Genomic DNA, 12,547 nt, shown 5'->3' with positions numbered 1-12,547 from the left:
AAACGGGCGACGCTGGGCATGGCGGTCCGGGCGTTCGCGCGATGCGGGTCCGATCAGACCAGCATCTTGCCCTCGGCTGAGATGACGTCACCGATCTCAACCCCGGTCTCACCGAGATAGTCGGACAGCAGCATCTCGTTGTGTGCCTTGCCCGACGGGATCATCGGGAAGCAGTTTTCCTTCTTGTCGACGATGCAGTCGAAGATGACCGGACCGTCGTAGTCGAGCATCTCCTGGATCGCCGCGTCGAGCTCACCGGGCTTCTCGCAGCGGATGCCCTTGGCGCCGTAGGCCTCGGCCAGCTTCACGAAGTCCGGCAGGCTCTCCGAGTAGCTCTGCGAGTAGCGCGAGCCGTGCAGCAGCTCCTGCCACTGGCGCACCATGCCCATATACTCGTTGTTCAGGATGAAGATCTTGACCGGCAGCCGGTACTGCACCGCCGTCGACATCTCCTGCATGTTCATCAGGATCGAGGCTTCGCCCGCGATGTCGATGACGAGGCCGTCCGGGTTGGCGAGCTGGGTGCCGATCGCTGCCGGCAGGCCGTAGCCCATCGTGCCGAGGCCGCCCGAGGTCATCCAGCGGTTCGGCTCATCGAACTTGAAGTACTGCGCCGCCCACATCTGGTGCTGGCCGACCTCGGTCGTGACGAAGGTCTTGCGATCCTTGCACGCCTCGTAGAGCCGCTGCACTGCGTATTGCGGCTTGATGATCGTGCCCGACGGCCAGTAGGCGAGGCAGTCGCGCGACTTCCAGCGGCTGATCTTGTTGAACCAGTCCTCCATCCGATCCTTGTCGGGCTGCTTCGGCAGCGCACGCCACTGGGCGAGCATCTCCTCCAGCACCGCGGCGCAATCGCCGAGGATGCCGACATCGACCTTCACGACCTTGTTGATCGAGGAGGCGTCGACATCGACGTGGATCTTCTTCGAGAACGGCGCGAAGGCGTCGAGGCGGCCGGTGATGCGGTCGTCGAAGCGTGCGCCGATGTTGATCATCACGTCGCAGTCGTGCATCGCGAGGTTGGCCTCGTAGGTGCCGTGCATGCCCAGCATTCCGAGGAACTTGTCATCGGAAGCCGGGAAGGCACCGAGGCCCATCAGCGTGGACGTGACCGGGAAGCCGGTCTCGGCGACCAGTTCCCGCAGCAGCCGCGAGGCTTCCGGGCCCGAATTGATGACGCCGCCGCCGGTGTAGAAGACCGGGCGCCGCGCGCCGGCCATCAGCTCGACCGCTGCGCGGATCTTGTCGGAATCGCCCTTCACCGGCGGGTTGTAGGTCTTGTGGCCGTCCTGCGCCGGGCGGGAATAGACGCCGCTCGCGAACTGGATGTCTTTCGGCAGGTCGATGACGACCGGGCCGGGGCGCCCATGGCTCGCGACGTAGAACGCCTCGTGCAGGATGCGCGGCAGGTCCTCGATCGATTTGACGAGGTAGTTGTGCTTCGTGCAGTGCCGGGTGATGCCGACCGTGTCGCATTCCTGGAACGCGTCGGAGCCGATCAGGTGCGTCGGAACCTGACCCGTCACCGCGACGAGCGGGATCGAGTCCAGCATCGCGTCGGTGAGGCCGGTGACGATGTTGGTGGCACCGGGGCCGGACGTGACGAGGACGACGCCGACCTTGCCGGACGAACGGGCATAGCCCTCGGCCGCGTGGACCGCACCCTGCTCATGGCGCACCAGCACGTGCTGGATCTTGGTCTCGTTGAAGAGCGCGTCGTAGATCGGCAGCACCGCGCCGCCCGGATAGCCGAACAGGGTATCCACGCCCTGATCCTGGAACGCCCGGATGACCATCTGGGCCCCGGTCATGACCTCGCCGCTCATCGATTCCTCCATCAATCCGTTCTTCGTCTTCCGATCCGCATGCCGGCCCGCTGGATTTCGCGCAATAAAAAAGGGCCCCGAGGGACCCTGCATGCGCCACCGACCGGGCCTGTCAGGCTTGAGATCAAGCCCGCCCCGTCTGTGGCGCTTCCACTACGATAAGAACCGTGCGCATCGTCGATCCGTTCGCCGCTGACCCGCCGAGTTTCGGCGAGCGCCCTGCACGTGACATCCTGCAGGTGAGGGGCGCGGAGTAAGCGATGCGCACCCTCCCGTCAATCCGCATATCCCGTATTTGCAGCGACAAAGCTTGTATTCGATACGCGTCGTGCCGCTCCACCGTGTCAGGCCGCCCGTGCTGCTCCCGGGCAGTGCGTCACCTCGGCGCGGAGACACGCCGATTGCCGCGACAGCTCGGAGGCCGAGCAGCGCATCCCGGCCAGCGGGCGTCAGTCGAACCGTCTGGGGTGAGCGGACGGTTTGCGCTATGATGAGCCCCTCGACCACATCGCAGACGATGATAGATCGAGGAGGGTGATTAGAGGCGCACCATCATCGAGAAATTCACCGCGATTGTATTTTTCAAAGTCATTCAAAGATGCCGACATGGCAACTATATTTGATACTTCTTGCGATCCACATACTAGATTGAAAAAATTCTTTCTCAGGTTCCGCAGAAGGTGCGATATCCACGCCCGCCGCCTTCTGGAGGCTCGGCATAGTGCGCGAAATCCGGCTGGTCGTCGTAGGGGCGTGCGAGGACGGTCAACAACGTCTCGAACGGTGCGAAATCCTGCCGTTCGACCGCGGCCGTGATCATCTCCTCGACGCGGTGGTTGCGTGGGATGAAAGCGGGATTGGCGGCCCTCATCATCTGCCGCCGGGCGGCGGCATCGCCGGCTTCATCCTTGAGCCGCCTGCGCCAGCCTTCGGCCCAGCGATCGTAGGCGGTCGGGTCGATGAACAGGCTCCGCACGGCTTCGACAGCGGCCGGATCCGGTTCGCCATCGGGTCCCGGCACAGCCTCGCCGAGGCGTCGGAAGGTGAGGGTGAAGTCGGCCTCGTTCTCGGCCATGGTTTTCAGCAGGTCGCCCGCAAGCGCGGGATCGCCGTCGCGCGTCGTGGCGAGACCGAGCTTGCGGTTCAATCCGCCGTGATAGGCCGCCTCGAACTGACCGGCGAAGCCGGTCAGCGCCGCCTCGGCCTCGGCAACGGCCTGCGTCTCGTCCTCCGAGAGAAGGGGCAGCAGCGCCTCCGCGAGCCGGGTGAGGTTCCAGAGGGCGATGCGCGGTTGGTTGCCGTAGGCGTAGCGCCCATTGCGGTCGATGGAGCTGAAGGCGGTCGCCGGGTCGTAGGTGTCGAGAAAAGCGCAGGGACCGTAATCGATGGTCTCGCCGGCAATCGACATGTTGTCGGTGTTCATCACGCCGTGGATGAAGCCGACGGTGAGCCAACGCGCGACCAGCGCCGCCTGCCGGCGGATTACGCCATCGAGCAGGGCGCGGTAGGGATTGTCGGCCCGCGCCGCCTCAGGATCGTGGCGCGCAATGGCGTGGTCGGCGAGCGCGCGCAGACCTTCGACGTCGCCGCGGGCGGCAAAGAACTGGAACGACCCGACCCGGATATGGCTCGAAGCCACCCGGGTCAGCACCGCGCCCGGCAGCACCGTCTCGCGGATCACCCGCTCGCCGGTGGTCACCGCCGCGAGCGCGCGGGTGGTAGGAATGCCAAGGGCGTGCATCGCCTCGCTGACGAGATACTCGCGCAGCACCGGACCGAGGGCGGCGCGACCGTCGCCCCGGCGGGAAAACGGGGTCGGACCGGACCCTTTGAGCTGGATGTCGCGGCGCCCGTCGCGACCGACGACCTCGCCCAGCAGGATCGCACGCCCGTCGCCGAGTTGCGGCACGAACTGCCCGAACTGGTGCCCGGCATAGGCCGCCGCCAGCGGCTCCGCGCCCTCCGGAACCCGCCGTCCGGCCAGGACTTCGACCCCCTCCGGACTTTCGAGCCGGTCGGGATCGAGGCCGAGATCCACGGCGAGCGCCCGGTTCAGCCGAATCAGCCGAGGCGCCTCGACCGCCGTCGGCGCGACCCGGCCGAAGAAGTGGCCGGGCAAGCGCGCGTAGCTGTTGTCGAACGGAAAGAGGGCGGTCATCGGCGGTACCGGTGCGAAAGCGGCTCGGTGCGAGACGCGGACAGAGCAAAGGGAACGGTCGGGCCGAGCGCAAGGCCCCCGCGCGGAAAGGCGCGTGGGCCGCTGCACCCGGAACGACATGATCGCCGGGTTGCCGATCCGACCAGTGACGGAACCGCGGCGATCCTTTCGGCGGGGTCAGGCCGCCTTCTGGTTCACCCGGCTCTCGGCCAGAGCCGTGAGCTTCTGATCGGTCGCCTTCTCCTCGTCGAGTGTCTGCTGGAGCACCGCCGCGCAATCGTCGCGGCCGAGCCGCTTGGCCCAGGCGACGAGGGTGCCGTAGCGGGCGATCTCGTAATGCTCGACCGCCTGCGCCGCCGCGAGCAGGGCGGCATCCAGCACCTCCTTGTCGGCGACCTCGCCAGCGGTTTCGTTGGCTTCCTTGATGATCCCGTCGATGGCAGGGCAGTTGACCGCCTTCGGCTTGTGGCCGTGCATCTCGAACACCTGTTCAAGGCGTTTGATCTGCCCTTCCGTCTCGCGCAGATGCGTCTCGAAGCCCTGGCGAAGCTGCGCGTTTGTCGCCTTCCCGATCATTGTCGGCAAAGCTTTGGTGATCTGGTTCTCGGCGTAATAGACGTCCTGCAACGTGTGCACGAAGAGGTCGTCCAGCGATTTGATGTCCTTCGTGAACAGACCCATGGCGTCCTCCTGTAATGGTCTCGGGCCCATGCCTGAGCACGTCCCATCACAGGGGAATCCCGACGGCGCTGCGGCGGTTCCGATATGCCAGCCAGAGGGCCCGACATCGCCAACGGCTTCGCTTCACGTTTGGGACAACATAGTTCTATTTTCCCATCTCTGCCTCGCCCTGCGCTCACCGCCGGGGCGGGGCCTGAAGCCACTTCTATCCGGCCCTCGGCAAGTCCGTTACGAGATCCCCGCGCACGGCATGCGGCAAGGCGATCGGACGGGGTGACGGCATGGCGGATGCGCTCACGAGCAAGGTGGCGCGGCGCCTGCTGCCCTTCCTGATGCTGTGCTACTTCTTCGCCTATCTCGACCGGGTGAATGTCGGCTTCGCCGCACTCACCATGAACCGGGATCTCGGTCTGTCGGCGACGGCCTACGGGTTCGGGGCGGGTCTGTTCTTTCTCGGCTACGTCGCCTTCGAGGTGCCGAGCAACCTGATCCTCGAGCGGGTCGGGGCGCGGCTCTGGATCGCGCGGATCATGGTGACGTGGTCGCTGGTTTCGGCCTCGACCGCGCTCGTCGTCGGCGAATGGTCGTTCTACCTCGTGCGCGTCGGACTCGGGCTCGCCGAAGCCGGCTTCTTCCCCGGCATCATCCTCTATCTCACCTACTGGTTTCCCGCCCGACAGCGCGCCGGCATCGTCGGCACCTTCATGATGGCGGTGCCGCTCTCGGCAGCGATCGGCGCGCCGCTCTCGGGCCTCGTCATGAGCCTCACCGAAGGCTGGCTCGGGCTCGCGGGCTGGCAGTGGCTCTACCTGCTGGAAGCCGCACCCAGCCTGCTTCTCGGCATCGCGACCCTGTTCGTGCTGACCGACCGGCCGGAACGCGCCTCATGGCTGACCGCGGAGGAACGGACGAGCCTCGTGGCGCGGATGGCGGAGGATCGCCGGCTCAGCCCGAACCGGACGGCGCATCTGGGTGCGGCCCTTCTCGACCCGCGGGTGCTCGGCCTCGGGCTGGTCTATTTCGGGCTCAGCACCGGACTCTACGCCGTCGGCCTGTGGTTGCCGCAGATCGTGAGCGGCTTCGGCTTCACGACGACGGCAACGGGATTCGTGACCGCCGTTCCCTACATCGTCTCGGCTGTGGGCATGCTGGTCTGGACGCGCCATTCCGACCGCACGGGTGAGCGCACCCGCCATGTCGCGATCCCGACCGTGGCCGCCGGCCTCGCCCTCTTCGCCGCGAGCCGGGCCGGCACACCGCTTCTGACCATCGCCGCGCTCAGCGCGGCGGCGCTCGGCGTTTTCGCGGCTCTACCGACCTTCTGGACGCTGCCCACCCACCTCCTCACGGGCAGCGCGGCCGCGGGCGGCATCGCCCTGATCAACGCGCTCGGAAGCCTCGGCGGATTTGCCGGACCCGCCCTCATGGGCTGGATCCGCGATGCGACCGGCCACTTCGACGACGCGTTGGCAGCGGTTGCCGCCGTGCTGGTTCTGGCAGGGCTCGCGGTTCTCCGCCTCGGCCGGGACATCGCGCGGGATACGGGCGCGAGCGCAGATGCTGGACCGGCCCGCAGCCCCGAGGGGGACGCTCGACCGGCGCCACATCGACAATAATACAGCCGGCACCGCGACAAACGGATCCCGCGCGGCGATCTGACAGACGGGCGTCGAGCCCCCAATGGGTGGCGGACCGGCGGCGCTGACCCTGTTGCCGATGACCGAACCGAAAAAACGGAAGTCAGCGCGTTGCCGGATCAGGGGCGGCAAGCTTTCCCTCAGCCGCTTCTCAGCAGAATGGCCCGTATCCAGGACACTGGTTGGTGGATGAGAATGCGGCGATCGTTATCGCGCCGCATCTTGGAGCGAGTCCTTTGACACCTTCTCCCGGAAGGAAATGCTGCATTGCAAATGCGTCAATATATGTCGGGTTCGCTCTCAGCGCTCCTCTGCTATCGAGGTCACAAGTGGAGCGCCAGCGCACAATCTGGTCGCAAGAACGCATTCGCTCGTTAGAGAAACCGGGATATGCCCGCGGCCGTGTCCCCGATCATGCCCCACGAAATCCTTCGCATGGTCGAAGGCTTCGGCCTGACCGGAACGTGGTCGTGGACCTTCGCCACCGATCGGCACGTCTGGTCGCCGGGGCTGTTTCGCATTCTCGGCCTCGAACCGACGTCAGCCCGGGCGGAATACGGCCTGCTCTTCGCCCTCGTCCATCCGGAGGACCGGGACAGCATCACCTCGACGTCGGAGTTGCTTCAGACCGGCCACATGATCCAGCAGACCTTCCGGATCATTCGCCCGGATGGAACGCTGCGCACAGTGATGAGCCGCGGCGAGGTGGTCATGGCGCCGGACGGGCGCCCGCTTCAGGCCATGGGTGTGCTGATCGATGTGAGCGACCGTGAGATGCTGGCGCGCGCGCAGGCCGCGGACCGTCGGCGCAAGAGAGCCCTCTTCGAGCAGACCAGGGCGTTCACCTCCGTCACCGCCGTCTACCCCTACACCGACTTTTCCCCCGAGTGGCTGGAGCTGGTCGGGTTGCCGAGACAGGCCCTGCTCGAGGAACCGACACTGCCCGTTCTGAAGGAGGAACGTGCGCGTTGGCGCGACCACGGTCGAGAACTTTACCTCACGCGGCAGGTCGTCCACACGCGTCCGCGTCTCATTCTGGCAAGCGGCGAGATCGTACCCTATCGCATGGTGATGGTGCCGATGCGGAACGCGAGCGGCGCCGACGAGGGTTGGGTGAACTACATCGCGCCGCTCCATCTCGACGGGGGCGTGCCCGGTGTCATGCGCGAGAGCCTGGAGCAGCTTGTCCGCGGCATCCATTTGCGGGCGGGTCGCGCTCTGCTCGACTGGTCGATGCAGCAACTCGCCGAAGCGGCCGGACTCTCGTTCTCGACCGTCCGTCGGCTCGAAGACGAGGACGTGAGTGCCTCCCGGCGCGCGTTGCAGGCCGCGATGAGGGCCTTGCGGACGCATGGGATCGTCTTCTCGTTCATGGATGATGGGACGATCGCCCTCGGGAAAGTCTGAGCCGTCCCGCTCGCCTCGCGCGCAGACGGAATGCTGCCCCGATCCCCGGCCCGACGCCGATCCGGCCTGCGCAATCAGGTCGTCGACGGCGACCGCGCAACCCGTGAGCGGGGCAGGACCGAGGAGGCCAGCATCGGGCTTGTTGGGCGTATCAGGCGAACTTTGCGGTGGAGTGCGGCATGGACATCGCCCGGCAACATAGCAACGGGAAGGCTGGCTTCGCTCCCGTGCGTCGTGTCCGTCGGGTGCGCTGGCTCCACGGCGACCGCTTTCTTTGCAATCACCGGCGCCGGCTTACGGTACGGGACGAGCCGGGTCGCTCCGAAGAAAATGAGACCGACGAGGCCCCAGCCCACCGAAGCGATGTTCGGCTCACCAGCCAACATCATCACCAGCAAGCCGCCGAGAGCGGCGGCCACACCCAGGAGTCGGAGCTCGGCGGCAAGTGAACCCATGGCTGCGTTCTACGTAGCCGCGGTTGCGAGGGCGTATACGTGACTGGTCGCATTTGAAGAATTGGCTTCGGGCACACGCAGAGGGCGCGCGACGGTCCACGCGTCGCACAGCAACCACGACCGCGGCGCCGCCAAACAGATGCAATCGGCCCAAGATCACGAAATGGTCAGCGCCCACCGGCGAAGCTTGACAACACGCGAAAGTATCATTTGAATGGTTTGGCTGCGCCGATACTGTCAGGCCGGCGGCTGGTGGGTCGGCATCTTCATCGTTGTCGGCCCACCAATCTCACGCCTTGGCTGTGGTAGGGCACGCGAATACGATCACGGGTGTATATTTTGTTGCCGTAACTCGGCGTGATAGCGACCGCCGGATCGAAAAATTCTTTGCGTCTCGCGGGGCGGGCGTGCCGTTCCGGACGCTCGGGTCGTCAGCGCCTTCGGCGGCGATCACCCCCAATTGCCATGAATGGCACGCGGCGAATGCCAAGACCGCAGGCCTTTGAACGATGGGCTTATCGTGCCCGCGGCGAACGTCGCGATGATCGCGCCTTCGACCTTGCTCCGCCCTGTATGGCGCCTGGCGGCCGGATCGATCCGTTCCGGATTGTCTTTCAGAAGCGATGAGGCGAGGGCTGCGCCCGGCCGGTTTCCGCTGCAGACACTTCACCGAAGGGCAGGGGCAATCCAAACTTACGGAGAGGCGTGGGACCGTTCCAAGCCCCCGAACAGGCTCAATCTCGATAGGACGCGCCCTCGTGCGGGCAAGATGATTCAAAAATAGGAGGCCGGCGGATTGACCGAAATCCGCCACCCTGGGCGTACCAAACGCGTTTACGGACAAGGACGATCGGGCGCGGTACGCGCATCCATCGGATTGTGACGGGGCCGGAATGCCGATCTTGTCTGCCGGGGGGAGAAAAGGCGAAACGGATGCATGGAAGGCCGCCCATGACCGCTTCTGTTCCCGAGCTATCGCGCAAGGCGCTGGCAGACCGCCTCTCGAAAGAGATGGCGGAGGCCGAGCGCCAGGGCTTCGGAACATCGACGGTCTGGCTCACCCGTGAAGAGACCGACCTGATCTGCGCGGCCCTCGAAGCGGCTTCCACAGACGATGGTAGGCGCCTCGATTTCCTCGACCGGTGCGTGGCGGCCATGACCGCACGGGACGGATCGGACCGCGGGTGGCGGATGTCGATCGACCAGGACCACTTGATGCTCGGCACGACGGTCGACACGCACGGTCTCCCGTCCTGCCGTGACGCCATCGATGAAAGGACAGCCGAGCTGCAACGCGCTCAAGCGATGGCAACCGGAGAAAAGCATCGAGAGGAGCCATTGCCGACCCGCCCCGACGGCCCCCATGATTTTACGCCCCGACCCTACGCACGTAGCGGAAAATCATAGCGCATCGCGATCGCGACTGTATTGGGCGCGCCTTGTGTCGATCTGCATATCTAATATGATATTGCCGCAAACTGACCAACTTCTCATTCCGGACGAAACGAATAAATACAAGCTCTTCCGGCGGATTTCTCTAGTCTATTTGATGCGGAATACCGTGAATGCACGGCGCTCTCCACCCGGAGTTCGATTGGGCGGCACCCGGAGGTGCTGACCTTCGCGTTCAATTCACCGACGCAGCCCATAAGGGGCAGGGGCCGACCGCAAGGGCCGTCTCATCCACCCGTTGCGCCCGTTCATCGAGCTGGGCAAACGGGGCCGAGGCGCTCCGGCGCCATTTGTGCATCTGCTGCGAACCGGCGTTCAGGCGGCTCGAAGCGGACACGCGCGGTCGAGAACGTTTGCCCTCTGTCAAAAGGTTGATGCACGTCCGCGATGAGACAGGGTGAGACGAACTCCCCGACCGACCGTGTCGGAACGATCTGCCGATCCTTGCGGCGGGCGATCGTGGAGCGGGCCCTGACCCCGGGAGACCGGTTGCCGGAGGACGCGCTCGGCGAGCGGTTCAGCGTCAGCCGGACCATCGCGCGGCAGGCGCTCGGCCAGCTCGCGGGCGAAGGCTTGGTCGAACTGCGCCGGAACCGCATCGCCGTGGTCGCGAGCCCGAGTTGGGAGGAGGCGCGCGATACCTTCGACGTGCGCATCAGCCTGGAGCGCCTCGTGGTCCAGCGCCTCGCCGGCCGTCTGAGCGCCGAGCAGCGGGCCGTGCTCGAGGCACATATCGCCGGTGAGGAGCAGGCGAGCGGTGGGCCGGAGGCGGCCTCGATCCGGCTCGCCACCGAGTTTCACCTGCTGCTCGCCGAGATGACCGGGAGTCCGGTTCTGCGCCGCTACGTCGCCGAACTGGGCTACCGCTGCGCCCTGATCCTGTCGCTCTACAGCCGGCCGCACTCGTCGGACTGCGCGGTGAGCGAGCACCGGGAGATCGTGGCGGCGCTCGTCGCGGGCGATGCCGGGCGCGCAACCACCCTGATGGATCACCATCTCGACGCGGTGGCGGAGCGGGCGCGCATCCTGAAGGAGCCCAGGCGCGAGCGCGACCTCATCCGCCTGCTCGCGCCCTACATCGACGGCTGACGGGTCAGGCCGATCCGCCCTGCCGTTCGAGCAGGCGCTCGGCGCTGTCGTTCCACACCTCCATCGAGACGATCAGACCGTCCCGCACGGTGAAGCGGTCGACGTAGCGGTTGCCCTCGAAGGCGGTGCCGTCCGGCCACGCGCCGTAGAGGGTGCCGAGGCTGTAGACCGTGGTGAAGCCCTCGCCCGGCACCACGTCGAGCCGCTCCATCCGCTTCTTCACCCAGGCGTATCGCCCGGCGTTGAACGCCGTCACCTCGCGCGGATGGTGGAACACCCGGCCGCCGGTGAAGACGATCGCGATGCCGGGCGCCATGTAGCGCGCGGCGGTCTCGGGATCGGGCACCATCGAGGCTTCCAGATAGGCCGTCACCGCCGCCGCATCGCGCGCGCTCTCCGTTGCCTTCGCATCCATACCGCAATCTCCTTGGTCTCGGCCGTGGTGCCCTGAACATGCTGCCGCCGGGGCACGCGTGCATGCAGAAAGTGTATGCACTTTGCCGCGACTTTGTGCACAATTGGCGGGCGGCGGGCCCCGGGCGGGAAAATGCGAGAAGAAACAAGCACGTTTCATCTGGCACGCCCGTTGCGGTCCTTGGTCGACCGCATACGGAGCCGGATCGCCATGCCCCAACGCCTCAAGCCCGCCCGCTCCCTCGCACGGCGTTTCGTCCTCGGCGCCCTTTTGGCGGGAGTTACGAGCATCGGTGCCGTCCGGGCCGCAGAGCCGGTGAAGATCGGTCTCGTCACCGCGCTCAGCGGCCAGTCGGCCAAATCCGGCGAGGCGATCTCCCGCGGGATTGGGCTGGCGATCGAAGAGATCAACCGCAACGGCGGCGTCCTCGGCCGCCCGCTGGAACTCGTCGCCCGCGACGACGAGGCCAACCCGTCCAAGGGCGTGCTCGCCGCCCGAGAGCTGATCCAGCGGGCCGGCGTGGTCGCGCTGATCGGCGGTCTCGACACGCCGGTCTCGATGGCAATCGTGCCGATCGCCAACCAGATGAAGGTGCCCTTCGTCGGCCCTTGGGCGGCCGGCACCGGCATCACCCGCAACGGCGCGGTCGACAACTACGTCTTCCGGGTTTCCGCGGTCGATGCGCTCGTGGACGAGGCCCTCGTGGCCTACGCGGTCAAGACCTACGGCGCCAAGAAACCCGGCGCGATCCTCGTCAACAACGCCTGGGGCGAGTCGAACCAGCAGGGGCTGGTCTCGGCGCTGAAGGCCGCGGGTCTCCCCAGCGCCGGCATCGAAAAGTACGAGGCCAACGACATCGACATGGTCCCGCAACTCTCCCGCCTGCGGGAGGCCGGGGCCGACGCGCTGTTCCTCGTCGGCAATGTCGGCCCCTCGGCCCAGGTGGTGAAGTCCCTCGATCGGATGGGCTGGACCGTGCCGGTGATCTCCCATTGGGGACCGGCGGGCGGGCGCTTCGACGAACTCGCTGGGCCGGGTGCGGCGCGGGTGCACTTCGTCCAGACCTTCACCTTCGCGGGCAACGACAGCCCGAAGGCGAAGGCGGTACTCGACGCGCTGAAGGCGAAGTACCCGGCGATCAAGTCCATGGCTGACGTCACGCCCGCCGTCGGCATCGCCAACGCCTACGACGCCACGCACCTGATCGCCCTGGCGATCCAGGCGGCGGGCGCCACCGAGGGGCCGAAGGTGCGCGACGGTTTCTACAAGGTCGCGCCCTATGCCGGCCTGATCAAGACCTACGAGGCCCCCTTCGCACCGGGCCAGCACGACGCCCTGAAGCCGGACGACTACATCTTCGCAAGCTTCAAGAACGGCGAGATCGTCGCGGTGACCAAGTGAACGGCGTCCGGAGCCGCCTTTCC

The 12,547-nt window shown here is 66.3% G+C and carries 10 protein-coding genes; 5 read left to right on the top strand and 5 right to left on the bottom strand.

What is annotated here, in order from left to right:
- Positions 1-53 precede the first annotated feature (53 nt).
- From MSPGM_RS25165 to MSPGM_RS25155, 3 genes are all read right to left on the bottom strand, one after another.
- Positions 54-1,829 (bottom strand): acetolactate synthase 3 large subunit, encoded by a 1,776-nt coding sequence (locus MSPGM_RS25165; RefSeq protein WP_003598258.1) that lies wholly within the window; start codon positions 1,827-1,829, stop codon positions 54-56.
- A gap of 664 nt (positions 1,830-2,493) precedes the next feature.
- Entirely contained in the window at positions 2,494-3,987 is a 1,494-nt protein-coding gene (locus MSPGM_RS25160; protein ID WP_015857668.1) for a protein adenylyltransferase SelO, read from the bottom strand.
- Between the two features lie 177 nt (positions 3,988-4,164).
- Positions 4,165-4,668 (bottom strand): ferritin-like domain-containing protein, encoded by a 504-nt coding sequence (locus MSPGM_RS25155; RefSeq protein ID WP_003598253.1) that lies wholly within the window; start codon positions 4,666-4,668, stop codon positions 4,165-4,167.
- Positions 4,669-4,949: 281 nt separating this feature from the next.
- Here MSPGM_RS25155 and MSPGM_RS25150 point away from each other — a divergent pair, with 281 nt between their 5' ends.
- Positions 4,950-6,284 carry an MFS transporter gene (locus tag MSPGM_RS25150; RefSeq protein ID WP_003598249.1) on the top strand — a complete coding sequence of 445 codons (1,335 nt, stop codon included), beginning with the start codon at positions 4,950-4,952 and terminating at the stop codon, positions 6,282-6,284.
- A gap of 456 nt (positions 6,285-6,740) precedes the next feature.
- Entirely contained in the window at positions 6,741-7,712 is a 972-nt protein-coding gene (locus MSPGM_RS25145) for a PAS domain-containing protein (protein WP_244426825.1), read from the top strand.
- 74 nt (positions 7,713-7,786) lie between these two features.
- On the opposite strand, the gene MSPGM_RS25140 is transcribed toward MSPGM_RS25145, so the two are convergent.
- Positions 7,787-8,167 carry a hypothetical protein gene (locus MSPGM_RS25140; protein WP_015857667.1) on the bottom strand — a complete coding sequence of 127 codons (381 nt, stop codon included), beginning with the start codon at positions 8,165-8,167 and terminating at the stop codon, positions 7,787-7,789.
- 951 nt (positions 8,168-9,118) lie between these two features.
- On the opposite strand from MSPGM_RS25140, the gene MSPGM_RS25135 reads away from it, so the two are divergent.
- Positions 9,119-9,574 carry a hypothetical protein gene (locus MSPGM_RS25135; protein WP_043706842.1) on the top strand — a complete coding sequence of 152 codons (456 nt, stop codon included), beginning with the start codon at positions 9,119-9,121 and terminating at the stop codon, positions 9,572-9,574.
- 432 nt (positions 9,575-10,006) lie between these two features.
- A complete protein-coding gene (locus tag MSPGM_RS25130) occupies positions 10,007-10,708 on the top strand; it encodes a GntR family transcriptional regulator (protein WP_003598245.1) in 702 nt (233 codons plus the stop codon).
- A 4-nt stretch (positions 10,709-10,712) separates the two neighbouring features.
- Here the strand turns inward: MSPGM_RS25130 and MSPGM_RS25125 are convergent, their stop codons facing one another.
- The gene (locus MSPGM_RS25125; RefSeq protein WP_003598244.1) at positions 10,713-11,123 is read right to left on the bottom strand and encodes a nuclear transport factor 2 family protein; all 411 of its coding nucleotides are present in this window, start codon (positions 11,121-11,123) and stop codon (positions 10,713-10,715) included.
- Between the two features lie 210 nt (positions 11,124-11,333).
- Here MSPGM_RS25125 and MSPGM_RS25120 point away from each other — a divergent pair, with 210 nt between their 5' ends.
- Entirely contained in the window at positions 11,334-12,524 is a 1,191-nt protein-coding gene (locus tag MSPGM_RS25120; RefSeq protein ID WP_003598243.1) for an ABC transporter substrate-binding protein, read from the top strand.
- Positions 12,525-12,547 lie beyond the last annotated feature (23 nt).

The sequence above is a fragment of the Methylorubrum sp. GM97 genome, assembly GCF_024347855.1.
GTDB lineage: Bacteria > Pseudomonadota > Alphaproteobacteria > Rhizobiales > Beijerinckiaceae > Methylobacterium > Methylobacterium extorquens.
This window is presented reverse-complemented; position numbering and strand designations above follow the sequence as displayed.

Excerpts from the sequence above, each read along its gene's own strand:
- MSPGM_RS25120 (WP_003598243.1), top strand. The coding sequence starts at position 11,334 with ATGCCCCAACGCCTCAAGCCCGCCCGCTCCCTCGCACGGCGTTTCGTC.
- MSPGM_RS25155 (WP_003598253.1), bottom strand. The coding sequence starts at position 4,668 with ATGGGTCTGTTCACGAAGGACATCAAATCGCTGGACGACCTCTTCGTG.
- MSPGM_RS25165 (WP_003598258.1), bottom strand. The coding sequence starts at position 1,829 with ATGAGCGGCGAGGTCATGACCGGGGCCCAGATGGTCATCCGGGCGTTC.
- MSPGM_RS25145 (WP_244426825.1), top strand. The coding sequence starts at position 6,741 with ATGGTCGAAGGCTTCGGCCTGACCGGAACGTGGTCGTGGACCTTCGCC.
- MSPGM_RS25160 (WP_015857668.1), bottom strand. The coding sequence starts at position 3,987 with ATGACCGCCCTCTTTCCGTTCGACAACAGCTACGCGCGCTTGCCCGGC.
- MSPGM_RS25140 (WP_015857667.1), bottom strand. The coding sequence starts at position 8,167 with ATGGGTTCACTTGCCGCCGAGCTCCGACTCCTGGGTGTGGCCGCCGCT.
- MSPGM_RS25125 (WP_003598244.1), bottom strand. The coding sequence starts at position 11,123 with ATGGATGCGAAGGCAACGGAGAGCGCGCGCGATGCGGCGGCGGTGACG.
- MSPGM_RS25135 (WP_043706842.1), top strand. The coding sequence starts at position 9,119 with ATGACCGCTTCTGTTCCCGAGCTATCGCGCAAGGCGCTGGCAGACCGC.
- MSPGM_RS25130 (WP_003598245.1), top strand. The coding sequence starts at position 10,007 with ATGAGACAGGGTGAGACGAACTCCCCGACCGACCGTGTCGGAACGATC.
- MSPGM_RS25150 (WP_003598249.1), top strand. The coding sequence starts at position 4,950 with ATGGCGGATGCGCTCACGAGCAAGGTGGCGCGGCGCCTGCTGCCCTTC.